The following is a 25126-nucleotide window of genomic DNA, read 5'->3' on the forward strand; positions in this document are numbered from 1 at the left end:
AATATATTGTAAATCAATACAAATAACAATGTCAATAATAAAGTGTATTTTTATATGTTTGCAAAGGCTGCACATTCGCCATTGACACGAATATTGCCCTCCAAACATTCTTTTATATTTCGCATATTTCTCTGCGCGTAAAAAAACCGCCGGTTTATCGCCGGCGGCCGTCTTTTTATAATTTGTTCTTTACTCCCACTCTATTGTTCCAGGAGGCTTTGAAGTTATGTCGTAAACCACTCTGTTGACATGCTCCACTTCATTTACTATTCTTGTAGATATTCTTTCAAGTACCTCATATGGCATCTTGTACCAGTCAACAGTCATTCCATCGCTGCTTGCTACCGCTCTTAGTCCCACAAGATGCGAATATGTCCTCTCGTCTCCCATTACACCTACAGTCATTACATCAGGAAGCACTGCGAAAGCCTGCCATATTTCTCTGTAAAGCCCTGCCTTCTTAAGCTCTTCCATATATATAGCGTCAGCTTCTCTTAGTATGTCGCATTTTTCCTTTGTAACCTCTCCTATTACCCTGATTCCAAGACCAGGTCCCGGGAATGGATGTCTGAACACTAGGTCTTCAGCTATTCCAAGCTCAAGGCCCAGCAACCTAACCTCGTCCTTGAAAAGCTCTCTAAGAGGCTCTACTATTTCAAAATCCACATCTTCAGGAAGTCCTCCCACGTTGTGGTGTGATTTTATAACTGAAGCTCCGCTTTCTCCCGAGCCGCTTTCTATTACGTCAGGATATATTGTTCCCTGAACAAGGAAGTCCATTTTGCCAAGCTTGTGAGACTCCTCTTCAAATACTCTTATGAACTCTTCGCCTATTATCTTTCTCTTTGCTTCAGGCTCTGCAACTCCTGCAAGCTTGGAAAGGAATCTCTCCTGGGCGTTGACTCTTATAAGGTGCATATGGAAGTGCTCTTTGAATATGCTCTCAACCTGGTCTCCCTCGTCCTTTCTAAGAAGGCCGTGGTCAACGAATATGCATGTAAGGTTGTCGCCTATAGCCTTGTGCACAAGAACTGCTGCAACAGAAGAGTCGACTCCGCCGCTTAGTGCGCAAAGCACCTTCTTGTCACCAACCGCAGCTTTTATCTCCTTAACCTTCTCATCTACGAACGAACCCATAGTCCAAGTGCCTTTAAGTCCGCACACTTCGTAAAGGAAGTTTCTTATTATTTTGAAACCTTCCTCAGTGTGTTCAACCTCCGGGTGGAACTGCACAGCATAAAGCTTTTGCTCCACGTTTTCCATGGCAGCTACCGGGCAGTCTGCTGTCGATGCAGAGCAGGTGAATCCTGCAGGAGCCTTTTCTATATAGTCTGTATGCGACATCCAGCAAACGCTGTCTGATTTCATTCCCTTGAAGAGTTTTGAATCTTCATACTTTATCTTAGTCTTTCCGTATTCTCTCTTGTCAGCCCTTGTAACATTGCCTTCAAGAGTGTGCGCCATAAGCTGGGCTCCATAGCATATTCCAAGCACAGGAATTCCAAGTGTGAAAAGCTCCTTGTTTACCATAGGCGCATTTTCACCATATACGCTTGAAGGTCCGCCAGTGAATATTATTCCGCTAGGATTTTTTTCTTTGATTTTCTCGAGTGGATAGTTAAAAGGTATTATCTCGCAGTAAACATTGGCCTCTCTTACCCTTCTGGCGATAAGCTGGTTGTACTGCCCTCCGAAGTCAACTACTAAAACAAGCTCTCTGTTCATTATTATACCTCTCCTTGTACGCTATAGTTTGGCGCTTCATTAGTTATCGTTATATCGTGAGCGTGGCTCTCTTTAAGGCCGGCTCCTGTAATTCTTACAAACTGAGACTTCTGCTGTAGATCTTCTATTGTTCTTGCACCGCAGTATCCCATTCCTGATCTTAAGCCTCCAACAAGCTGGAATACCATGTCGGCCACCGAGCCTTTCGAAGGCACCATTCCCTCGACACCTTCAGGCACTAGCTTTTTGGTGTCTTCCTGGAAGTATCTGTCCTTAGAGCCCTGCTTCATAGCCTCTACAGATCCCATGCCTCTGTAAGCCTTGAAAGCTCTTCCCTTGAAGAGTATAGTCTCTCCCGGGCTTTCCTCTGTTCCGGCAAACATAGAGCCCATCATGACCATGTCGGCTCCTGCAGCAAGAGCCTTTACAACGTCTCCTGAATACTTTATTCCGCCGTCCGCAATCACAGGTACTCCGTGCTTCTTGGCAACCTCGCTGCAATCCATTATAGCCGTCACCTGTGGAACTCCAACACCAGCAACAACCCTGGTAGTACAAATGGAACCCGGTCCTATGCCTATCTTTATACAGTCCGCTCCTGCAGCTATCAGATCCTCTGTTGCCTGAGCAGTAGCCACATTGCCCGCGATAACCTGAACCTGAGGGAATTTGGCTTTTATGGCTTTCACGCTGTCTATAACGCCCTGTGAGTGTCCGTGAGCGCTGTCTAACACTAGTATATCCACGTTTGCTTTGACAAGCATTTCAACCCTCTCGAGCATGTCGCCAGTGATGCCTACAGCAGCTCCACATACAAGTCTTCCTCTTTCATCTACCGCGGATTTTGGGAACTTGATTTTCTTTTCGATGTCTTTTATTGTTATAAGCCCCTTAAGCGTGTAGTTTTCATCTACTATAGGCAGCTTCTCTATCTTGCTTCTTCTTAGTATGCTCTGCGCTTCCTCCATAGTTGTGCCTTCCTTGCCCACTATGAGGTTTTCCTTTGTCATCACTTCGTCTATCTTCTTTGAAAAATCTTCCTCGAATCTTATGTCTCTGTTTGTTATTATACCTATCAGGCGCTTGTTTTCATCTACTATAGGAACACCTGATATCCTATATCTTCCCATGAGCTCGTCCGCATCGGCTATTGTGTGTTCCTTGCTTAGGTAAAACGGATCTATTATAACGCCATTCTCACTTCTTTTTACCTTGTCTACTTCAAGGCATTGCTCCTCGATGCTCATGTTCTTGTGTATTATGCCTATTCCGCCTTCTCTTGCTATAGCTATTGCCATTTTAGACTCTGTAACAGTATCCATGCCCGCACTCATTATCGGCACATTCAGCTTTATTTTCTTTGTAATATGCGTTGAAATGTCGACTTCCTTTGGCAAAACCGTAGACTTTTGTGGAATCAATAGAACGTCATCAAATGTTAAGGCTTCCTTTAAAATCTTCTCCATTTTTTACCTCCGATTTGAATTTATAAATATATCCTTTATAGCATTATAACAAAAAAACCGGATAACAAACCCGAAAGCAGAATAATTATCTTATATTCATATCCGGCTATTCACTGTATGACGACAGACATAATCAGCCTTATTGCCGAATTTATACGAGTGATTATCCGTTTAATATTCAGTTTTTATTTAAAAAATAATATCAGAATAACTAACCTGTGTCAACACGCGAATGGGTTTTTTAAAAAAACAGCCGCCAATGGCGACTGTTCGTAAAATCTGTATTTACTTATGCTAGTACTTTACCAAGGAAGTCCTTTGTCCTTGGATGCTGCGGATTTGCAAACACTTCTCTTGGCTTGCCATCTTCTAGTATCTTGCCCTCATCCATGAAAAGAAGCCTGTCTCCGACTTCTTTTGCAAAGCCCATTTCGTGAGTTACAACTACCATTGTCATTCCTTCGGCAGCAAGCTCCTTCATAACATCAAGCACCTCGCCCACCATCTCAGGATCGAGCGCAGATGTCGGCTCGTCAAAGAGCATCACATCAGGAGCCATGGCAAGAGCCCTTGCTATGGCTATTCTTTGCTTTTGACCTCCTGAAAGCTGCGCCGGATAGCTTGATGCCTTGTCTGCAAGCCCAACCCTGTTGAGCAGCTTCATCGCAACCTCATCAGCATCCTGCCTGCTGAGATTCTTGAGCTTCATGGGTGCGAGCGTTATATTCTCAAGCACTGTCATGTGAGGGAACAGGTTGAACTGCTGGAACACCATCCCCATCTTTTGCCTTAGCTTGTTTATGTCGTTTTTCTTGTCGGTTATAGAAAACCCTTCGAAAATTATCTCGCCGTCGCTTGGCATCTCGAGCAGGTTGAGGCATCTTAGGAATGTAGATTTGCCCGAGCCCGAAGGCCCTATTACAACTACAACCTCTCCCTTTTGTATCTCGATATCAATGCCTTTGAGCACATGCAGTTTTCCGAATTTTTTGTGCAAGTCTTTTACATTAATCACTAGTTTTCAGCCTCCTTTCAACAACTCCAAGCGCCTTGGAAAGCGTGAACGTCATCATGAAGTACATTATCGCAGCTACTATCAGCGGCTCGAAAGGCTGGAATATGTTGCCCCTTACAGTGTCTGCGTTGTACATAAGGTCATGTATGCCTATTATCGAAACTATTGCCGACTCTTTTATTATTACAATGAATTCATTTCCAAGAGCAGGAAGTATATTCCTGAACGCCTGCGGTATTATTATATACCTCATGGTCATGGCATAAGTAAACCCAAGCGACCTTGACGCCTCCATCTGACCCTTGTCCACAGCCTGTATGCCTGCACGTATTATCTCGGCTACATATGCGCCGCTGTTAAGCGAAAGGCATACTACGCCGGCCATGAAGTCCGGAAAGCTGCTTCCAAAAGCCGGAATGTCAGGGAAGTTTATTCCTATCAGAGGGAGCCCATAATATATTATATACAGCTGAACAAGCATAGGCGTGCCTCTTAGAAATTCTATGTAAGCTGCTGCTATTCCTCTTAACAGTTTGTTGCTCGAAAGCTTGAGCAGTGCAAAAAACACTCCCAGCGCCACTCCAAAAAACACGGAAAATACTGCGAGGAGTACAGTTATCTTAGCTCCCGATACAAAAAACATGTAATAGTCTTTCAAAAAACTAAAATCCACCTTTACAGTCCTCCTAAAAAATACATAGATTTGGGCAAATACATATATGTATTTGCCCATTTAATATTATTCTTCTTCCATCAATTTGTTTGCATCTGCAACGAATTCGTCTATCTTGCCCTGATCTGTTAGCGATTTGAGTATTTCGTTAGTTTTTGCCACCAAATCCTCATTTCCCTTTTTAACTGCTACTGCAAAGCCTGTGTCTTCAGGCGAAAGCTCTATTTCTGTAAGCATTAGCTCCGGATTTGCAGCCACGTAAGCCTTTGCAACGGGTTTTTCCATTACTACAGCTTCCACTTTTTTGTTTTTAAGCTCAAGCACAACGTCTGTGACCCTGCCAAGTCCCTTTATCTCAGACTCTGCCATGTGCTGCTGCGCCATAGCTTCCATTGTAGTTCCCTTTTGAACGGCAACCTTCTTGCCCTTTAGATCATCCAATGTCTTTATAAGGTCAGCACTTTCAGTCCTGACTACAACGCTTTGAACCTCTCTGTAGTATATCTGAGAAAAATCGACAGCCTTTTTCCTGTCCTCCGTTGGATTCATTCCCGCTATTACTATGTCGACCTTTCCGGTGCTAAGCGCAGCCAAAAGTCCGTCAAACTTCATATCCTTTATTTCAAGCTCCACGCCAAGCTCCTTCGCCATGGCTTTTGCTATTTCAATATCAAAGCCCACTATTTCATCCTTGCCGTTTATTTCTTTGTGGAATTCAAATGGCGGATAGTCAGCACTTGTTCCAAGCACAAGCTTTCCGCTTTCCTTTATCTGCTCGAGCTTGCCCGCGTCGCTCGAAGCGCCGTCCTTCTTGCCACATGCAGTAAGTGCAAATACCAATGAAATCGAAACCACCAATGCCAATATTCTTTTGATATTTCTCATAACAATACCTCCATTCATAGATTAGAATTTTTTGTAAAAACTGGATTCGCATTAAAAAAGCCCTCGCCCGCTAGAAAACAATAAATCTAAGAGACGAAAGCTCGAAGTCCATATCACTACTCGATTAAAATTATACAGTATCGTTTTTTTAGTGTCAATCCAAAAAAATTATGAAAGGGCCGTTTAACCCTCTATCCCAAACATTACTCATACGCCTTTTTTTAACGTTTTTCAAAGCTGTTTTCGCTAGTGTATTTTATTTGTAATTCTTTATAATTATTTTTATGTTTTGTGTTTAATTGCAGAGTTGGCGGATATATATATACTACCAACTAAAAGTTAATATTCAATAATAAACGCTGCAAAGGAAATTGCTTTATATTATCCCTTAAGTAGTTTGAAACCCAAAAGTCCTTATAATAATCCTTACAATTGCTTATCTTAGAGAATGAAAAATATTACTCCAGCCTGAACAGGCCTATTAGAGAATATAGTCTCTAAGTTCACAAATAAAAGCTTGCAGGATACAATTTAAAGGATGGCTTCAAAAGGCTAAGGAACATGATATGTAAGGTGACCCTTTAAAAGCAGTATTATTGAAGAAAAAACGACTAGTTGGATCAGATAGATTTCAGTAATGGAGTTTATCAATTGAAAGGAGGCAGATTCCCATAAATCAGGAATTTGTCCAAGAGCAAAGAGGCCTCATTCTTTAACCTCAGTATAAAAAAACTGGATTAAAGAAAAAGAGGCCTCTTTGCATGTGCATTTAAATATTGATTTTTATCTATTGAGCTTTATCCTGCGAAAGCCTTCTTTGGAAAGCTTCAAGATTGAATTTTCTCTTGAAAACTATTGACGCGGCCACAAGCAGCAGAAGCACGCACACCGCAACGAGAAACTGAGGCGACTGAATGTCCATTGCCTTGTCGCCTAGATTCGTAAACACAAATACCCCCGGAACTATTCCCAGCACCGTAGCCAGCAAATAATCACGGAATTTCATGTTCGTAAGCCCCGCCCCGAAGCTTATTAGATTGAAGGGTATTATTGGAATAAGCCTCATTACGAGTATCAGCTTGAAGCCGTGCCTTGCGGCCCCTTCGTCGAAGCTTTTGAGCCTGCCCCTTGTAAGCTTCATTACAAAATCTCTTCCAAGCAGCCTTGATATATAAAATGCGGTGGTTGCGCCTATGAGAGCGCCGAGCATCGTATAAAGCGTTCCAAGCCCCATGCCGAAAGCCATGCCGCCGGCTATTGCTATTATGGCTCCCGATGGAATCACAGAAAACATAATCATATATATCATGGGGCCTAACATGCCGCATGAATCTACATACCCTTTTATGCCCTCAGGGGTGCACTGCTTCACCATGCCTGTGCGATGAAAATACATCATTGCAGCAGCCGTCGCCGCAATAAGAGCTATAGACAGCATCAGCTTTTTATTTTTGTCCATACGTCCTCGCTCCTTTTCTATATGAAGCCCCTTAGCAAACCGTTCATAAAATCTATATCCAGATAAGACTTTATTTTTTCAAAAGTATCCATATTCTTGATGCTCTTGTCCGGATTCATGTATTCGAGATATGCAAAAGCGCACCACGAAAGCGCCCTCAGGTACAGATACGGCGTATACAGCTGCACCCGTTCCCTTATATCCTTGTCTTTACATTCCAAGCCGCTAGTATAGCTTTTGAAGAACTTCTCTTTTTCATGCTCGGAGAGAATGTGACTAGTCTTCCAAAGGGTTGTGGTCGGAGCCAGGAACTGGGTTATGTCCTGGCACGGATCGCTTATCACCGGCTTTTCCCAGTCGATAAGATATTGGCGCTTGTCGTTTATTATGAAATTCCCCGAGTTAACCTCAGTATTGTTTATGGCGTTCCACGGACTTTGAGTGAAATAGCCTTCCCTGCATGCATTTTTTTCAGCCCAGTCCATAAAATCCGCAAAGAATTTCTTGAGCTTGCAGTCTATAACGGTCGATTCCATGAAATCCTTAAGGAGCCTTCGGGCTTCGCTGACCCTGTCAGAAAATATGGTTTTTTCAAATATGAAATTCGAAGCATCCATCCGCTCTATGTCCATGGAGTGTATCCTTGAGAATATGCCGGCCGCCTTTTCCATATCCCTGCCGTAGTCAAGCGGGGCGCCTTCCAGGAACTCCATCACCAAAATCCCATAATCGATATACTGCTTGGAGCCGTCAACGAAATAAGGCCTTGGCGTAACGCCGCTTGGATAGAGCCTTAGTAATGCTTCGTATTCGTATTCTATCTGGTTGTCGAGCTCAAGCTGGCTTCCCGTGTTAACCCTGAGGACGTATTTTTTCGAAGCCCCCTCGAGAGTGAAATTTATATTGTACTCGCCCTGAGCCAAAAAACTGACTTTGGCGTTTTTACACATGCCAAGCTGCTCACATAGGCCTTTTGCCTTTACATAATCATATATTTTATTTTTCAGCGTATCTTTTAGCATAATCACCACTCCAGCGGGTTATGAGAAATTCCACGGTGTTTTGCGGAAATACTTCACAATGATTTACTCCCTCTGTTGCAAACGTCATGAAACACTCCAGATCATTCCTGGTGTCAATATCCCTGTACTTGGCTGCAAGACCTGTCTCCAGGCCAAGCTTGTTTGCTATGTCGAGTGTTCCTTCAAGCACCGACTTGTTTCCCCACTTGAGAGAGTCATCAAATATCCGGGCATGAAGACTTTTCATCCCCACCAGGTAGTAGCCGCCGTCCAGAGTTGGTCCCAGGACCACGTCGTTTGCGTCGAGCCGTGAAAACGCATCGTCTATATCGCAAGGCTGCAGTCCCGGTATGTCCGAGCCTATCAGCATCACCTTCGAATATCCTCTTAGCAAGACTTCAGCTACAGCATTGTTCATTCTCTCGCCGAGTTTTTCCCCCTTTTGGGGCAGGAACTCAACTCCTCTTGGCACAATAGCTTTAAGTATGTCAAGATCTCCTTCGGTCGTATGCGAAACATATATGTCCACATCATCAAGCAGCTCAAGCGCTGCAAAAACATCCTTAAGAAAGCATTCATGCAGTGCTGCGCACTCCTCCGGCGAAAGGATCTCCATTAGCCTTGTCTTTGTCTTACCCGGAACAGGTATTCTTGTCATAAGTATTAATGCCTTCATTATCTTACCTTCCTATATGAGCTGCTTAATTTTTCAGGGGATGTCCCCAGCATGTAAAGCAACTTTATCTTGTGCATAAACAGCAGAGTCCTCAGAGCACCGCCGTTTTTAAACCTTCTCCCGGATGTTCCTATCTGAGCATTAAGCAGCTTCATTTTGCCTTCATTTTTGAGTGTCCGGCCCAGCTCCCAATCCTCCATTAGGGGGATGTCGGGATAACCTCCTATGCGTTCAAAAATTTCGCGCCTTACGAATATACCCTGATCTCCAAAATAAAGACCCATATGCCTTGCCCTCATGTTTGACGAACAGGCTATGAATCTCATTAGCGGCGTGTCATAATCGTGAAAAAACATCGAAAATCCTCCGCCTGCAAAGCCTTCTTCTACTGTAGCCTTTATATGGCAAAGGCTGCTCCTGTCCACACTCGAATCGGAGTGCACAAACCAAAGTATATCTCCCTTGGCTATGCCGGCGCCTTTGTTCATCTGTCTGGCCCTGCCGCTGACTCCTCCTGTGAGCCTTGAATGCTGCGAGGCGATTTTTGCGGTGCTGTCTGTGCTCCCGCCATCGGCGACAATGATTTCCTTTTCGCCTTCAAGGGCTTTGAGCTCCAGGAGCAGCCTTTCTATTGTCTTTTCTTCATTTAATACAGGAACTATTATAGATATCACTTAATCACCTTAATCGGGTTTTGATTTTAAATATGAGTTTGGACTATGCTGTTTGATCTATTTTAGTATATACGTGCCCGCTCGCCGCGACAAATACTATTTGCCCCCAAACGCATCATATAAATATTTTCTATAGCCTTTAAGCTGACTATTAATTTATTCTATATTTTCCGTACATTAAAATTGCCACCGCGGATGATATTCCTTTCCGCGGTGGCAATTCAATTACAATATTTCAGTTTTTCACTTCACTAACCTTGTAAAGAGCCCTTTACATCATCGGCATTCCGCCGCCCATTCCGCCAGGCATTGAAGGCTCGTTTTCTTCCTTGATGTCAACTACTGCAGCTTCTGTAGTAAGGAATACCGCTGCAACTGATGCAGCGTTCTGAAGAGCAGATCTTGTAACCTTAGTAGGATCCACTATTCCAGCCTCTACCATGTTTACGTATTTTTCCCTAAGTGCGTCGAAGCCTATTTCAGGTTCAGAATGCTTAACCTTCTCAACTATTACAGCTCCTTCAAGACCTGCATTTATAGCTATTTGCTTTAGCGGCTCTTCAAGAGCCTTCTTTATTATCTTAACACCTGTTTGAACTTCTCCCTCTGTTTCATCTACAAGCTTGTCAAGTGCCGGAATAGCGCTTACAAGAGCAGTTCCTCCTCCTGCTACTATTCCCTCTTCCACTGCAGCTCTAGTAGCGTTGAGGGCGTCCTCTATTCTTAGCTTTCTCTCTTTAAGCTCTGATTCTGTGGCAGCTCCAACCTCTATAACCGCAACTCCGCCAGCAAGCTTGGCAAGCCTTTCCTGAAGCTTCTCCCTGTCGAAATCTGAAGTTGTTGTTTCAATTTGTCTTTTTATCTGGGCAATCCTGTCTTGTATGTCAGACTCTGTTCCCGCTCCGTTTACTACTGTAGTTTCTTCCTTAGTAACCTTTACAGTCTCGGCTCTTCCAAGCATGTCCATTGTAGCCTCTTTAAGCTCAAGGCCAACTTCCTCAGATATGACTTTTCCGCCTGTAAGTATAGCTATGTCTTCCAGCATGGCTTTTCTTCTGTCTCCAAAACCAGGAGCTTTGACAGCTACAACCTCGAAGGTTCCTCTCAGCTTATTTACAACTAGAGTCGCAAGCGCCTCTCCGTCAACGTCCTCTGCTATTATAAGCAGTCTCTTGCCTTGCTGAACTATCTGCTCAAGCACTGGAAGTATTTCCTGTATGTTGGAAATCTTCTTGTCAGTTATGAGGATGTAAGCGTCGCTTATTACAGCTTCCATCTTCTCCACATCTGTAACCATGTAAGGCGAGAGGTATCCTCTGTCAAAGAGCATTCCTTCAACAACCTTAAGGTCGGTCATCATCGACTTTGACTCTTCTACAGTTATTACACCGTCCTTGCCCACCTTGTCCATTGCATCGGCAATAAGCGCGCCAATTTCCTCGTCTCCTGCAGATATAGCCGCAACCTGAGCGATCTCTTCCTTGTTTTGTATAGGTCTTGAAACCTTCTTTATCTCGTCAACAACAGTGTCTACTGCCTTTGAAATACCTTTTCTTATTATTATAGGGTTCGCGCCGGCTGCGACGTTTTTAAGTCCTTCTCTTATTATTGCCTGAGCAAGCACTGTAGCAGTAGTAGTTCCGTCCCCTGCAACATCGTTAGTCTTAGTCGCAACTTCCTTTACAAGCTGAGCTCCCATGTTCTCATAAGCGTCTGCAAACTCAATCTCCTTGGCTATTGTAACACCGTCATTAGTTATAAGCGGAGAACCGAATTTCTTGTCTAGTATTACGTTTCTTCCCTTTGGTCCAAGAGTCACCTTTACTGTATCTGCAAGCTTGTTTACTCCAGCTTCTAGTCCTTTTCTTGCGCTTTCAGCGAACTTTATTTCTTTTGCCATTACTGTTAACCTCCTATAGTTTATGTTGATATATTATTTACTATTCAACTACTGCAAGTATGTCGCTTTGTCTTAATATTGTAAATTCTTCCCCGTCAATCTTCACTTCTGTGCCTGCATACTTGGAGAATATTACCTTGTCTCCCTTTGCAAGCTCCATCTTGATCTCCTTGCCGTCTACTACTCCGCCTGGTCCGACTTCTACTACCTCGGCCATCTGCGGCTGCTCCTTTGCGCTTCCTGGAAGCACTATTCCGCTTTTAGTCTTTTCCTCAGCTTCAAGTCTTTTGATTACTACTCTGTCTGCAAGTGGTCTTATTTTCATTAATGTAACCCTCCTTGGAAATTTGATTATATTTTATATGTGCCAGAAATACATATTATCATTTTAGCACTCTATAGGCGCGAGTGCTAACTACATATAATATACTATTAAAAAGATTTTTCATTGGCAATAGACCTTAAGGTCGATTTTGGGCGATTTAAAGCATTTATTGCTGTTTTTCATCGAATATATCCGTTTTACTCATTTTTAATTAAAATTTATTTATTTTACAATATCGGTGAAAAAAGCCTGGCGTACGACCCCTTGAGTTTTTGAAGCATTGGCCTGTTATGGTATTCCTCAAGGGTAATCTCCTTGCACCTAAGCTGGTCGTTCAAAAAATCCTGTTTGAGCGAATTCACTATTTCCTTGTCGTATATAAAGCCGTTGATTTCGAAATTTATCATAAAGCTCCTAAGGTCCATGTTGGCTGTTCCAACAGAAGCTATGTCGTCATCTACCACCATGACCTTTGAGTGCAGGAAGCCCTTCTCATCATACAAAAATACCTTGCCGCCTGATTTGAGTATGGATTCGAAATACGATAGTGAAGCGTGGTAGACAATTTTGTGGTCCGGCTTTCCCGGAAACATTATCCTAACGTCAACTCCGCTCAGCGCGGCAGTCCTGAGTGCCACAAGCAGCGAATCGTCAGGGATGAAGTAGGGCGTTTGAATGTATATCATCCTTTTGGCCTGTGAAATGGCTGTAAAATAGGCCTGATGTATGGCCTCCCAGTCTGAATCGGGACCGCTGGCAACTATCTGCATGACATTGTGGCCGCAGTAGGATATCGCCGGAAAATAGCACGTGGAAAACAGCTTTTCCTTCGTCGAAAAATACCAGTCCAGAAGGAATGTAAGCTGAAGCATATACACGGCCTCGCCTTCGATCCTCATGTGCGTATCTCTCCAGTATCCGAACTTTTCGTCCTTTCCAAGGTATTCATCGCCTATGTTTATGCCGCCTACATATCCTATTTTGCCGTCTATAACTACAATTTTCCTGTGGTTCCTGTAGTTGAGCCTTCTGTTGAGGAACGGAAGCTTTACAGGCAGGAACGGCGCCACCTTTATGCCGCATTCCCTCATTTCATCGAAAAAGCTGCGTTTAAACCAAAGATTCCAGCAGCCGACATCATCATAGAGCAGGCGTATTTGGATCCCCTCTCTTGCCTTCTCAATAAGCAGCTCTTTTACAGCCCTTCCTATCTGGGAATCCTTTATAATATAGTATTCCAGGTGTATGTGCCGCTTGGCGTTTCTTATGTCCTCAAAAAGCGCCTTGAACTTTTCCTCGCCGCTGTTTAGTATCTTAACGCTGTTGTTGAGCGTGAAGGGCGCCCTGCCTGTATTCAAAAGGAGGTTCATAACCCTTCTTTTAATGTTTATGTCGGGATCGTAAAATACCAAATCCTCCATTATGGCCTGCTTTTGTATTGTAATAAGATTCTCAAAATTTTGTATGCTTTCGAATATCTTGTTGGCATTGATCTCAGAAAAGAGCTTTTGTATCTTGAAAATCTTTTTCTTTTTCATGTTTTGGCCAAACAGAATATATATGACGAATCCTACTACAGGAAACAAAAGCAGAACAAGCAGCCAGGCTATAGTTCTCGACGGATCTCTGTTTTCAAGAAATATAACCACAGACACAAATGCAGCAGACATCACAAAAAAACCTATTATATACGCTAAAACACCCGTGGCCTCCATCAAAGCTCCCCTACTTTCTGCCTACCCCGTTTTCTCTGGCATAATAAAAAAGATACTGCTGAGCAAAGCCCGCCAGGTCTCCAAACCTTCCCAGGGCGAATTCACGCATTTTGTTAAGACTCATGTCTTCCTGGTTGTAGAGACTGCTTATAACCCTTTTTACCCATACATCGACTGGGAACGCATCAAATTTTTGGAGCGCAAAGAGCATTATGCAGTCCGCAACCTTTGGGCCCACTCCCGGAAGCCTCATAAGCTCCTTTCTGCATTCATGAGAACCAAACTCCGCTAGCCTTTCCAGGTCTACATCCCTGTTGATTATCATGCTGCAGCTGTCCTTTATGTACTGCGCCCTGTAGCCCGCCTTGCAGTTGTCTACGCATTTTTCATGGAACATGTGTATTGTCTCCGGGCTGGGAAAAGCGTAGAATTTTCTGCCCCCGTATTCTATTATCTCTTCATTTGCAAGATAAGAGAGAGTGTCTATAGTCTTTTTTATCTTTGGTATGGCGTTGTTTGCCGATATTATAAACGAGACAGTGGTTTCCCAGACATCTTGCTTTAGCAGCCTTATTCCGTATCCGAATTCAACCGATCTTTCAAGATGCTCGTCCAGCTTCCTAAGCTTTTCCTTTATGGCGGAATAGTCTCTCCCAATGTCGAAATAGTCCATCCAAATGCCCTCAAAGTCAGACCGGCTTGTATTGTTAAATATCACTATGTCGCCTTCTTTTTTTACATTTAATACCCTGGAGTGTGCTACCCCGGTATAGGAACCGTCCTCCTCCCTGTCCCAGCGGAAGCACTGGCCGCATTCGAATATATGCCTTGGCTCAAAGTCATTTAAGCCGCTGACTATTATGCCCTTTTTTTCTTCGTATATCTTAAGTTCCAAAAGAATCCCTCCCACAAAAGCAAAATCAAGCCCTCCGCAAATCAGCAAAGGGCTTTAATTACATATTGATCCTTTAGTATTTTTGTAAAGCCATATTAAGGCCAGCTAAGCAGTTTCAATGCTTGTGACGCTGTAGCCCCACTCCTCAACTGCCGCTTTGATCGCCTCGTCCGAAACCTCTCTGTCCATCTGCACGATGGCTCTTTTTTCATCAAGGCTTACATCCACAGATATCACGCCCTCGAGCTCGCCTATGGCGCCTTTCACTCTGTTGACGCAGTGGCTGCAGCTCATGCCTTCTATATACACCAGCTTTCTCATCGCTATTCCTCCCAGTAAAAATATAGTAAATGCCAGACTACAGCTTCAGTCTCCTGAGCCTAAGCGCGTTCGTGACTACCGACACGGAGCTGAAAGCCATGGCCGCTCCTGCCAGCATGGGGCTAAGTAGCGGCCCGCCCCATATGTGAAGCACTCCTGCGGCTACCGGTATTCCCAGTGTGTTGTATACGAACGCCCAAAACAGGTTCTGCTTGACATTTCTTATCGTCTTTCTGCTCAGGTTTATGGCCCTTGCAACGTCAGATATGTCGCCCTTTATAAGCACTATATCTGCGGACTCTATTGCCACGTCAGTCCCCGAACCTATCGCTATGCCCACATCAGAGGCTGCAAGCGCAGGAGCGTCGTTTATTCCGTCGCCTACCATGGCGACTACTTTGCCTTCGTTTCTAAGCTCTTCTATCCTCTTAGCCTTGCCTTCAGGCAGCACACCTGCAAACACCCTGCTTATTCCCGTCTTTTGTGCAATGGCGTTTGCCGTCACCTCGTTGTCGCCCGTTATCATTATTACTTCTATACCCATCTCCCTTAGCATTTCAACAGCCTTTGGACTCGTATCCTTTATGACGTCGGCAACTGCAACTACGCCTATCACCGTATCGTCCAGAGCGCATATTATGATCGTCTTGCCCTGGGCTGCAAGCCTCCTGGCATCGTCGCCATTACCAAAAGGAATGTCCATTTCCAAAAGGAGCGCCTCGTTTCCAACCGCAACCCTTCTGCCCTCAAGAGTGTATCTTATTCCCTTTCCAGGGACAGCCTCAAATCCCGAAACATCAGGTACTTGAACACCCAGGTCGCTTGCGTGCTGCAGTATGGCATCCGAGAGGGGATGCTCCGAGACCTTCTCGCCTGCTGCCACAATCCTTAAGAATTCAATTTCGCTAACGCCGTAGGTGAGCATGTCCGTGACCTTCGGCTTTCCAAGCGTTATCGTTCCCGTCTTGTCAAACACAACCGCATCGATCTTGTGGGCGGTCTCAAGCGCCTCGGCACTCTTAATGAGTATGCCGTTTTCCGCGCCCTTTCCTGTGCCCACCATTATTGCGGTAGGCGTTGCCAGTCCAAGAGCGCACGGGCAGGCTATAACAAGCACGGAAATGAATATTGTAAGCGCAAAGACGCTGTCCTTTTCCGCCAAATACCAGAGAGCAGCGGAAACTGCCGCTATTACCATTACAGCAGGCACGAAATATCCGGCAACTATGTCAGCCAGCTTTGCGATCGGCGCCTTCGAACCCTGGGCCTGCTGCACAAGCCTTATTATCTGCGAGAGCGCAGTATCCTTTCCTACCCTGGTGGCCTTGAACCTTATTGTGCCGTTTTTGTTTATTGTGCCACCAGTGACGCTGCTGCCGGCGGTTTTCTCGACAGGTATGCTCTCGCCGGTTATCATGGATTCGTCCACTGCTGTGTAGCCGTAGACTACTGCTCCATCTACAGGTATCCTCTCTCCCGGCTTTACAATCAGAGTGTCACCTATTTCGACTTCTTCTATTAAAATTTCCATCTCGCCGCCGTCTGCTGCCACAAGTGCCGTTTTAGGCTGCAAGCCCATAAGTTTTTTTATAGCCTCCGAGGTCCTGCCTCTTGATTTTGTCTCCAGGTATTTGCCAAGCATCACAAGCGCAATTATTATTCCCGCCGATTCGTAGTAAAGCCCATGCACATAATGCTCACCCATAATTATCATATACGTTGAGTAAACGCTGTATATTATGGCCGCTCCCGTGCCTATGGCCACCAGCGAATCCATGTTGGGGCTTTTTTTAAAAAGCGCCCTCAGGCCTACCGTGTAAAATTTCCTGCCTGATACCACTATTGGAATCAGCAGCGCCAGCTGGACTAGCGCAAAGCTTGCCGCATGGCTTTCAGGGCTTATTGAGCCAGGCAAAGGAAGCCCAAGCATGTGGCTCATGGCTATATATAGAAGTGGCAAGGCAAAGGCAATGGCCACTCTCACTCGTTTTCGCATATCTCTAGTCTGCCTATCCTTTTCATCCCTGTCCGTGTCGGCCACATCAAGACTTATTTCAAGAGGCTCATAGCCGGCATTTTTTATGGCCGACTTGATGCTCGATATTCTGACCTTGTCCGCATCGTAAACAACCTGGGCCGTTTCAGTTGCAATGTTTACACTGACACTCTCAACACCGTCCAGCTTCTGGATCGATTTTTCAACTGCCCTAACACAAGACGCACAAGTCATACCTCGTATCGGTATCGATACTTCCCTTGTGTTTTCCTTGATGGATGCGCCGTATCCCCTGGCTTCCACGGCTTTAATTATATCCTCAGTCGTCAATTTGTCTTCATCATAATCAACCACCATGTTTTCAAGTGAAAGATTCACAACCGCGCTCTTTACGCCTTCCAACGCCAGAGCAGCCTTTTCTACCGTTCTTACGCATGCGGCGCAGGTCATTCCGGATATGTTGAACTCTTTTTTGGCCAATGATTCCACCTTCTTTCCACAGGTATTATTTTGCACATACCCCTTAATGGTATTTTAGCCTCTGCAATAAAAAAAAGCAAGTTAATTTCCTGCTTTTTCAAGTGCCTGTATAAGCTTTTGAGGATGCACCGGCTTTACTATGAAATCCAGCGCTCCTTTTTTTATCGCCTCTATTATCTTGCTGTGCTGCCCTATATCGGATATCATTATTATCTTGGCATCTGCATCTAGCTTCAGTATCTCTGCAAGCGCCTGTATTCCATCCATCCTCGGCATGTTGATGTCCATTGTGACTATGTCAGGCCTTAGCTCCGCATACTTCTCAACTGCCTCTTTGCCGTCGCATGCGTATCCGGCCACCTCGAATCCGGCCTTCAAAATGTTTGCTGATATGAATTCCCTCATAAAAGCTGCGTCGTCTACTACAAGTATCTTCATCATGTCACTTCCCTCTGGCTCTCAAGTATGTTTATTATGTACCGGCTGACATTATATTTAGACAAACAATAAGACCGAATGCCAATAATAAATGTTACTGACGTTCAGTCATTTTTCCTTTCAACTAATCCTAATACATTTATACCGCAGATGCTTGCTTTTAAACCTTTTTTGATCAAAAATAAGAGACTGCCTTATGGGCAGCCTCTTTGATTGCTGTAATCTAAATATTAATATACACCTTGAGCCATCATTGCTTCAGCAACTTTAAGGAATCCAGCTATGTTTGCACCGGCAACAAGGTTGTATCCGAATCCGTATTCTTCAGCAGCGCTCATAGCGTTGTTGTGTATGTCTATCATTATTTGATGCAGCTTAGCGTCAACTTCTTCAGCAGTCCAGTTGTATCTCATGCTGTTTTGTGACATTTCAAGAGCTGAAGTAGCAACTCCACCGGCGTTGGCAGCCTTGCAAGGTCCAACTATTACGCCGTTTGATTGGAAGTACTCTATAGCGTCGTTTGTACATGGCATGTTGGCACCTTCAACAACATACTTAGTGCCATTGGCAACTATAGTCTTAGCATCGTCTATTTTTATGTCGTTTTGGATAGCACATGGTATTACAAGGTCAGCTTTTACGCCCCAAGGCTTTTGTCCAGCAACGAACTCGCATCCGAACTTGTCAGAGTAGTCTTGAACTCTTGCACCTTTGTTTTCTTTAAGCATTTCAACAAGGTAGTCTATCTTCTCGTCAGTTGTTATACCTTCTGGATCGTGTATATATCCGTCTGGACCTGAAAGAGTTATAACTTTTCCGCCAAGGTCTCTAACCTTCTTGCAAACACCCCAAGCAACGTTTCCAAAGCCTGAAACTACAGCAGTCTTGCCTGCGAAATCAGTTCCTTCGTGCTTAAGTATTTCGTTAGCAAAGTAAGATATGCCATATCCAGTAGCTTCCGGTCTTATCAAGCTTCCTCCGTAAGAAAGTCCCTTGCCTGTAAGAACTCCGTTTTCGAAAGCTCCTCTTATTCTTCTGTAGTGACCATATAGGAATCCTATCTCTCTTGCGCCAACACCTATATCTCCTGCTGGAACGTCAACATCTGGTCCTATATGTCTGTAAAGCTCAGTCATGAAGCTTTCGCAGAATCTTCTTATTTCGCCGTCAGATTTTCCTCTTGCATCGAAATCTGCTCCACCTTTACCTCCACCTATTGGAAGACCTGTTAGAGAGTTCTTAAGTATTTGCTCGAATCCAAGGAACTTTATTATTCCAAGGTATACAGTTGGGTGGAATCTAAGGCCGCCTTTGTATGGTCCTATAGCTCCGTTAAATTGTACTCTGAATCCACGGTTAACTTGCACTTTGCCTTGATCGTCAACCCATGGCACTTTGAACATTATTTGTCTTTCTGGCTCGCAGAATCTCTCAAGAAGATTAGCTGCTTCCCATTCAGGATTTTTTTCAACTATCGGTCCTAGAGAAGATAGAACCTCTTCAACAGCTTGAATGAACTCGGGCTCACTGGCATTTCTTTGTTTTACTTTTTCCAATACGCTTTCAACGTAGCTCATCATTACATCCCCTCTTACTATTAATATTTTTGCATGTGGAACAATAGACAATCTCACTCCACATGATTTCCAACAAAATCCAATAAAAGAAGCAGAAAACATTTTCCTGTTGTTGATTAAATTATAACATAGTGGGTTTTGTATGTAAACAAGATAAATTTGATATTTTTATATCAAATTGAAAAGGCTCATAATTATGTACTTTTTTGTATCTCAGTGTTTGAATATGTATTTAAAATTATCACAATCCAGTTTTGCATATGTGCAGAGTATGTCGCGCTGCATAAATATTTATACCCGGGAAATTCCGAATAATCTTGCCTGTTTCATGACTCGTCCTTAACTAGCGGTTTTTTGTGGATTTTTGTCTGCAAATAGACAAACCACGTATACATTAATACTTGCATTTAATCGTTATTTTTTTATCCACAAAACACCCTTATTATTCTGATATCTACAACTTTAACGTTAATAAGCGTCATTTCTTCAACCGACTCTGCAATTTCCGCCTGCAATCGCGCGGCTTCCACATGCATCCTGCAAAGACTGACACCAATTGTCACTTCTACATCTATACCATCCTGGGCTTTTTGTATTTCTATACTATATACTTTCTGCACGCACTTTGATTTTTCAAGCTCGTGCCTTATAATTTGAATTATTGCCCTTTCGGATATGAAGTATTTTCCCAGATAGCTGAAAGTCGGCCTTATGAGCGTCTTTTCAAATTCTTTTATTTCATTTGTGTCTTTTGTTTTGAAAAACAGCTTAACCGGATTTTTTATAATCCCCGAAAAATGACTCTTCAGCTCGAATGTGGGCAGCGGTACCGCATGTATGCCTTGAAGCGATCTTGTCGACTTGGCCTGATATATCTCCTGCTCGGAGGCGACATCGTATATCGAAATTTTTTCGTAGTCCCTTCCAATTCCAAGCCTCTCCATTATCTTGCTTATCATATTTTCAGATGTCCCAATTATAAGCAGCTTCTCTGGCTTTTGCTTTTCAAGCTCAAGCCTGACTTCGTTTTTTTGATCCTCATATTCGAATATGGCCCTTTTTACAGCCTCCATGCTTGTCCTTGATCTCTTGGCGGAGGTGCCTGCAAGTATCTTTGCCTTATGTATGAGTATTCCATCGTCTATTATGTAGTCTATACCGTTTTCATACGCCACCATGAGAGCCCTGTAGCTTTTTCCGGTGCCGCTCGGCCCGATTAATGCGTATATCTTCATATGTCATTCCCTGTCTTGTTTAATCTATGAAGCTTAAAATTTCCTTCATGAATGCCGGAAGATCATGCGGATTTCTTGATGTTATTATGTTCCCGTCTCTTACCGCAGCCTTGTCCTCCCAGTGTGCCCCTGCATTGATGAGATCATCCTTTATTGCAGCTGTTGCTGTCATAGTGTGACCTTTTACAATATTCGAAGATATCATAACCCAGGGACCGTGACATATTGAAGCTACAAGCTTTCCCTGATTATAGATTTCCCGGACGAAGCTGCAAACCCTTTCGTTTCGCCTGAGCTTGTCGGGAGCCCAACCTCCAGGTATTATAACTCCATCGTAAGCCTTCGGCATTATATCTTCTATTGCCACATCTTTTCTTATGCTCAAGCCCTTCTTGCCCTTGTAGTAATCCCTGCCCCTTGAGCCGATTATTTCAGCCTTGCAGCCGGCTTCAATGAGCCTGAAATACGGATAGTACAGCTCGAGATCTTCGAAATCGTCTTCCACGAGTATTCCAATCCTCTTTTCATGCATCAGTCAGACCCTCCAAAATCAATTCCTTCCAAACATAATTTCATATACCCATAAATTCATAAAATAACACACACTTAAATTTATTCCGCTAAAAACACCCAAAAAAATCAAAAAATCTGTCATAGCGACAGATTTTTTTTATTCCTCCGGCAATTCGTGGCCGAGTTTTTTTTCATTTAGAAGGTATGAAAGCGTAAAAAGGCTCTCAGTCAGATGCACATTTTCAACTATTACGTCCTCTGGAAGCTCAAGGTCTACCGGAGCAAAATTCCATATTCCGCTTATGCCTGCGTCTGCAAGTTCATTTGCAATGCTTTGAACTTTATCCTTTGGTATACATATTACTGCAATTTTTATGTTATTTGCTGTTACGTACTCCTTGATATCCTCTATGTCGAATATCTCAAGCTCTCTTATCTTGAGACCTATAAGCCTTGGATTGATGTCGAAAAGAGCTTTTATCCTGAATCCCGATGACCTGAAACCCGCATAATTGGCTATAGCCTGACCAAGGTTTCCAGCACCTATAATTATAGTATTATATTCCTCTTCAAGGCCCAGTATTGTACTTATCTCCTTGTAAAGTTCTTCCACATTGTAGCCGTATCCTTGCTGCCCGAAGCCACCGAAGTTATTAAGGTCCTGTCTTATTTGCGAGGCAGTGAACCCTATAATCTTGCTAAGCTCTTTGGAGGAAATTCTATTTACATCCTTTTCGAGAAGATCCCTAAGATATCTATGATACTTCGGCAGTCTTCTAATTACGGCCATTGAAATTTTTCTAGACATGAATTTCACCTACTCCGTTTTGAATTTTAAACTTTGTTACGATTATAACAAATAACGCATGAATCGTCAATCGAATTTGTGATTAATTTGCTCTGCTGTGAATATTTATAAGCCTGATTTTCTCTATGATTTTTTTTGTTTCCATGGTTATTTTCAATAATATAACACTTTACAATACCTGCAAGTGAAATTATATCACACTTTGTTCTAATTTAAAAACAATTTTTGATAAAATTTTACGAACTTTATAATTACGACATTTGCTTGATCTTTATTGTCAGCTGGCTAAGATTTTGATATCCCAGCATCTTGAATATATCAGGCATTATCATTATAATTATCTTCTGGGGAGTGATTTTATGATAGTATTATCTTGCAAAAATATAAGCAAAAGCTTCGGCATAGATGTTATACTCAAGGATATTTCTTTTTCAATTAATGACGGGGAACGCATAGGGCTTGTCGGCATAAACGGATCAGGCAAATCAACGCTTTTCAGGATACTCGCCGGCATTTATGAGCCAGACAGTGGAGAAATATTCGTATCCAAACAAAACAACATAGGGTATTTGGAGCAAACCGCCGAGTTCGAATCAGAAAGCACAGTATACGAGGAGACACTCAGCGTATTTTCAGACCTCATAGCGGAGGAAGCCTCGCTAAGGGAGCTTGAGCATGAGATATCAGCCGAGGGCAAAAACGGACACACACAAAAGCTCGACATGCTTATGAAGGACTACTCCTCGCGGCTCGATGAGTTCAACAAGAAAAATGGCTATAGCTACAAATCAGAGGTCAAGGGCATACTAAAGGGACTTGGTTTTGACGAAAGCGAATTCGACAAGCCGGCCTCCATACTTTCGGGCGGCGAAAAGACGAGGGTTCTGCTGGCAAAGCTGCTGCTCAAGAAGCCCGAGATACTTCTTCTTGACGAGCCTACAAACCATCTGGACATAAACGCCGTCGAATGGCTGGAAACTTTCATTAAACAGTACTTTGGAACGGTTATAATAGTATCTCACGACAGATATTTTCTCGATCAGACTGTCAGCAACGTTTTTGAGCTCTCCGGCACAAGCCTTAAAAAATACAGCGGCAACTATTCATACTATGTCAGCAAAAAAGCCCAGGAGGGCGAGCTTGAAATCAAGCAGTATGAAGAAGCCCAGTCTGAAATCAAACGCCAGAAGGAGATAGCCCAAAGGCTCAAGGGCTACGGAAACGAAAAATTTGTCAAAAGGGCCAGAAGCCGTGAAAAGGTGATTGAAAAGCTCGAAGAGCCTGAAAAACCTCTCTTATACAGCAAGAAGGCGAAGATGCACTTTGAGGCTGCCGCCCAAAGCGGCAAGGACGTGCTTCATGCCAGGGGGCTGTCAATGGCTTATGAAAGCAATCTGCTGTTTGAAAATCTCAGCTTCGACATATACAGGGGCGAGCGCGTTGCCCTCATAGGGCCAAACGGCAAGGGCAAGTCCACGCTTTTCAAGATACTCTGCAGCAAGGAGAACGCTATTTCAGGCGAATTTTCCATGGGCACCAATGTAAGCCTTGGCTACTACGACCAGCAGCAGGAGAACATCGACAATGGCAAGTCGGTAATAGATGAGATATGGGATTCAAATGAAGGGTTCACTCAGACACAGGTGCGAACATACCTTGGAGTATTCCTCTTCGAGGGCGACGATGTGTTCAAGCCCATATCCTCCCTAAGCGGCGGAGAAAAAGCCAGAGTATCGCTGCTCAAGCTGATGCTCTCGAAATCCAACTTCCTGCTTCTCGACGAGCCCACGAACCACCTTGACATTGACTCAAAAGAGGTACTCGAGGACGCCCTTTTAGGATATGACGGGACTATATTTGTAATATCCCACGATCGGTATTTTCTAAACAAGATAGCCGACAGGATAATAGTGCTCGAAGATGGCGGCTACAGCGAGTACCTTGGAAACTACGACTACTACCACGAAAAAAAGCGTATGCTCGAGGAGATGAGTGCAATAGAAGAGTCTCCCGAAAAGACGAAAACTCAGCTGCGGGACGAGAAAAAAAAGCAGAAAGAAAAACAGGTAGAGACAAAGCGGCTTGAAAAAGAGCGCGCGGCTCTTGAAGAGGAGATAATGGACATAGAGGAAAGTATAGGCGAGCTGGATGTGTTGATGTGCAGCGAGGAGGTCTACTCTAACCCAGAAAAATCAAGGGAAATAAATCTAAGCAAGTCAAATCTCGAAAACCGGCTCGCATCCCTTTACGAGCGCTGGGAGGAGCTTTCCGAATAAAAAAAACAGGCATAGCCTGTTTTTTTTATTCCCGCTCTCCTATTCGAAGTCCCGGAACCGCATTCAGATCAAGTGATGATACCTTTCCCCCGATGTAGTCGTAATATGCCGCGCAGCCTATCATGGCCGCGTTGTCAGTACAAAGCTCTATAGGCGGATATTTTACATTTATGCCATGTACTTTGGCATCGCCCTCAAGCCTTTCCCTGAGTCTCGAGTTGGCTGCAACTCCGCCTGCTATTGCAAGTGTCTTGTAGCCTTTTTCAAGGCACGCCCTTATGCTTCTTTCTGCGAGCACATCGACTATGGCCTCCTGGTATGAGGCTGACACGTCCTCTATCGATATATCCTCTTTTTTCATTTTCTTGCTGTTGAGGTAGTTAAGCGCAGCCGACTTGAGGCCGCTGAAACTAAAGTCATAGCTGCCCTTTTCAAGATAAGCCCTTGGGAAATCTATCGCGTTCCTGTCGCCGAGCTTTGCGGCCCTGTCTATCTTGGAGCCTCCAGGGTAGCCGAGTCCTATTGCCCTTGCCAGCTTGTCGAAAGCCTCGCCCGCCGCATCGTCTCTTGTCATGCCAAGCACGTTGTAATCGCCGTAGCCTCTAACCTCAACCATATGCGTATGGCCTCCCGAAACCACAAGGCACGCAAAAGGAGGCTCAAGCTCCTCGTGTGCTATGAAGTTTGCACATATGTGGCCTTCTATGTGGTTTACTCCAACTAGCGGTACTCCAAGCGCGAACGATATGGCCTTTGCAGTAGAAAGGCCCACAAGCAGCGCTCCCACAAGACCTGCTCCATATGTCACTCCGACAATGTCTATATCGCCGAAAGTTACTCCCGCCTCGTCGAGCGATTCCTGCACTACGCCCTGTATGTTTTCTATGTGCCTTCTTGATGCCACCTCCGGCACTACCCCTCCGAACTTTTTATGCTCGTCCATCTGGGTTGATATTATATTAGACATCACTTGCCTTCCGTCCCTTATAACAGCCACTGAAGTCTCATCGCAGCTGCTCTCTATGGCAAGCGTTATTACACTTTTCATCTTT

Annotated in this window: 22 protein-coding genes; 1 reads left to right on the top strand and 21 read right to left on the bottom strand. The window is 43.9% G+C overall.

Going from position 1 to position 25126, the window contains the following annotated elements; all coding sequences use genetic code 11:
• Positions 1–189: 189 nt before the first annotated feature.
• The 20 genes from guaA to EAL2_RS08730 form a co-directional block, all read right to left on the bottom strand.
• Positions 190–1725, bottom strand: a complete 1536-nt coding sequence (gene guaA / locus EAL2_RS08635) for a glutamine-hydrolyzing GMP synthase (protein ID WP_025436000.1) — start codon at positions 1723–1725, stop codon at positions 190–192.
• A gap of 2 nt (positions 1726–1727) precedes the next feature.
• On the bottom strand, positions 1728–3191 hold the full coding sequence (gene guaB, locus EAL2_RS08640) for an IMP dehydrogenase (RefSeq protein ID WP_025436001.1): 1464 nt from the start codon (positions 3189–3191) through the stop codon (positions 1728–1730).
• Between the two features lie 289 nt (positions 3192–3480).
• Positions 3481–4206 (bottom strand): amino acid ABC transporter ATP-binding protein, encoded by a 726-nt coding sequence (locus tag EAL2_RS08645; protein WP_025436002.1) that lies wholly within the window; start codon positions 4204–4206, stop codon positions 3481–3483.
• Complete coding sequence (locus EAL2_RS08650; RefSeq protein WP_025436003.1) at positions 4199–4879, bottom strand: amino acid ABC transporter permease; 681 nt, start codon at positions 4877–4879, stop codon at positions 4199–4201. Before EAL2_RS08650 ends, EAL2_RS08645 begins: the two co-directional genes overlap by 8 nt.
• 66 nt (positions 4880–4945) lie before the next feature.
• Entirely contained in the window at positions 4946–5764 is an 819-nt protein-coding gene (locus tag EAL2_RS08655) for a transporter substrate-binding domain-containing protein (RefSeq protein WP_025436004.1), read from the bottom strand.
• Positions 5765–6551: 787 nt separating this feature from the next.
• Positions 6552–7223: a TVP38/TMEM64 family protein gene (locus EAL2_RS08660; RefSeq protein WP_025436005.1), complete on the bottom strand. Its 672-nt coding sequence runs from the start codon at positions 7221–7223 to the stop codon at positions 6552–6554.
• A 17-nt stretch (positions 7224–7240) separates the two neighbouring features.
• The gene (locus EAL2_RS08665; protein ID WP_025436006.1) at positions 7241–8245 is read right to left on the bottom strand and encodes a phosphotransferase; all 1005 of its coding nucleotides are present in this window, start codon (positions 8243–8245) and stop codon (positions 7241–7243) included.
• Positions 8220–8921 carry a TIGR04282 family arsenosugar biosynthesis glycosyltransferase gene (locus EAL2_RS08670; RefSeq protein ID WP_025436007.1) on the bottom strand — a complete coding sequence of 234 codons (702 nt, stop codon included), beginning with the start codon at positions 8919–8921 and terminating at the stop codon, positions 8220–8222. The genes EAL2_RS08665 and EAL2_RS08670 overlap by 26 nt, the downstream gene beginning before the upstream one ends.
• The gene (locus EAL2_RS08675; protein WP_025436008.1) at positions 8921–9595 is read right to left on the bottom strand and encodes a TIGR04283 family arsenosugar biosynthesis glycosyltransferase; all 675 of its coding nucleotides are present in this window, start codon (positions 9593–9595) and stop codon (positions 8921–8923) included. The genes EAL2_RS08670 and EAL2_RS08675 overlap by 1 nt, the downstream gene beginning before the upstream one ends.
• Positions 9596–9866: 271 nt before the next feature.
• Positions 9867–11495, bottom strand: coding sequence for a chaperonin GroEL (gene groL / locus EAL2_RS08680; RefSeq protein ID WP_025436009.1), 1629 nt, complete (start codon positions 11493–11495; stop codon positions 9867–9869).
• 40 nt (positions 11496–11535) lie between these two features.
• Positions 11536–11820, bottom strand: a complete 285-nt coding sequence (gene groES / locus EAL2_RS08685; protein WP_025436010.1) for a co-chaperone GroES — start codon at positions 11818–11820, stop codon at positions 11536–11538.
• A 227-nt stretch (positions 11821–12047) separates the two neighbouring features.
• Positions 12048–13535, bottom strand: coding sequence for a cardiolipin synthase (gene cls, locus EAL2_RS08690; protein ID WP_025436011.1), 1488 nt, complete (start codon positions 13533–13535; stop codon positions 12048–12050).
• Positions 13536–13545: 10 nt separating this feature from the next.
• Complete coding sequence (locus EAL2_RS08695; protein WP_025436012.1) at positions 13546–14430, bottom strand: DNA-3-methyladenine glycosylase family protein; 885 nt, start codon at positions 14428–14430, stop codon at positions 13546–13548.
• A gap of 105 nt (positions 14431–14535) precedes the next feature.
• Entirely contained in the window at positions 14536–14751 is a 216-nt protein-coding gene (locus EAL2_RS08700) for a heavy-metal-associated domain-containing protein (RefSeq protein ID WP_025436013.1), read from the bottom strand.
• 37 nt (positions 14752–14788) lie between these two features.
• Positions 14789–17236: a heavy metal translocating P-type ATPase gene (locus EAL2_RS08705; protein WP_278246851.1), complete on the bottom strand. Its 2448-nt coding sequence runs from the start codon at positions 17234–17236 to the stop codon at positions 14789–14791.
• A gap of 72 nt (positions 17237–17308) precedes the next feature.
• Entirely contained in the window at positions 17309–17668 is a 360-nt protein-coding gene (locus EAL2_RS08710) for a response regulator (protein ID WP_025436015.1), read from the bottom strand.
• Between the two features lie 227 nt (positions 17669–17895).
• Complete coding sequence (gdhA, locus tag EAL2_RS08715) at positions 17896–19245, bottom strand: NADP-specific glutamate dehydrogenase (protein WP_025436016.1); 1350 nt, start codon at positions 19243–19245, stop codon at positions 17896–17898.
• Positions 19246–19664: 419 nt separating this feature from the next.
• The gene (locus tag EAL2_RS08720) at positions 19665–20477 is read right to left on the bottom strand and encodes a hypothetical protein (RefSeq protein ID WP_025436017.1); all 813 of its coding nucleotides are present in this window, start codon (positions 20475–20477) and stop codon (positions 19665–19667) included.
• A 19-nt stretch (positions 20478–20496) separates the two neighbouring features.
• Positions 20497–21009 (bottom strand): type 1 glutamine amidotransferase domain-containing protein, encoded by a 513-nt coding sequence (locus EAL2_RS08725; protein WP_025436018.1) that lies wholly within the window; start codon positions 21007–21009, stop codon positions 20497–20499.
• A gap of 138 nt (positions 21010–21147) precedes the next feature.
• A complete protein-coding gene (locus tag EAL2_RS08730; RefSeq protein ID WP_025436019.1) occupies positions 21148–21798 on the bottom strand; it encodes a redox-sensing transcriptional repressor Rex in 651 nt (216 codons plus the stop codon).
• Positions 21799–22157: 359 nt separating this feature from the next.
• On the opposite strand from EAL2_RS08730, the gene EAL2_RS08735 reads away from it, so the two are divergent.
• The gene (locus tag EAL2_RS08735) at positions 22158–24074 is read left to right on the top strand and encodes an ABC-F family ATP-binding cassette domain-containing protein (RefSeq protein ID WP_025436020.1); all 1917 of its coding nucleotides are present in this window, start codon (positions 22158–22160) and stop codon (positions 24072–24074) included.
• Between the two features lie 25 nt (positions 24075–24099).
• On the opposite strand, the gene tsaD is transcribed toward EAL2_RS08735, so the two are convergent.
• The gene (gene tsaD / locus EAL2_RS08740; protein ID WP_025436021.1) at positions 24100–25122 is read right to left on the bottom strand and encodes a tRNA (adenosine(37)-N6)-threonylcarbamoyltransferase complex transferase subunit TsaD; all 1023 of its coding nucleotides are present in this window, start codon (positions 25120–25122) and stop codon (positions 24100–24102) included.
• Between the last annotated feature and the right edge of the window lie 4 nt (positions 25123–25126).

Source organism: Peptoclostridium acidaminophilum DSM 3953 (assembly GCF_000597865.1).
Taxonomy (GTDB): domain Bacteria; phylum Bacillota; class Clostridia; order Peptostreptococcales; family Peptostreptococcaceae; genus Peptoclostridium_A; species Peptoclostridium_A acidaminophilum.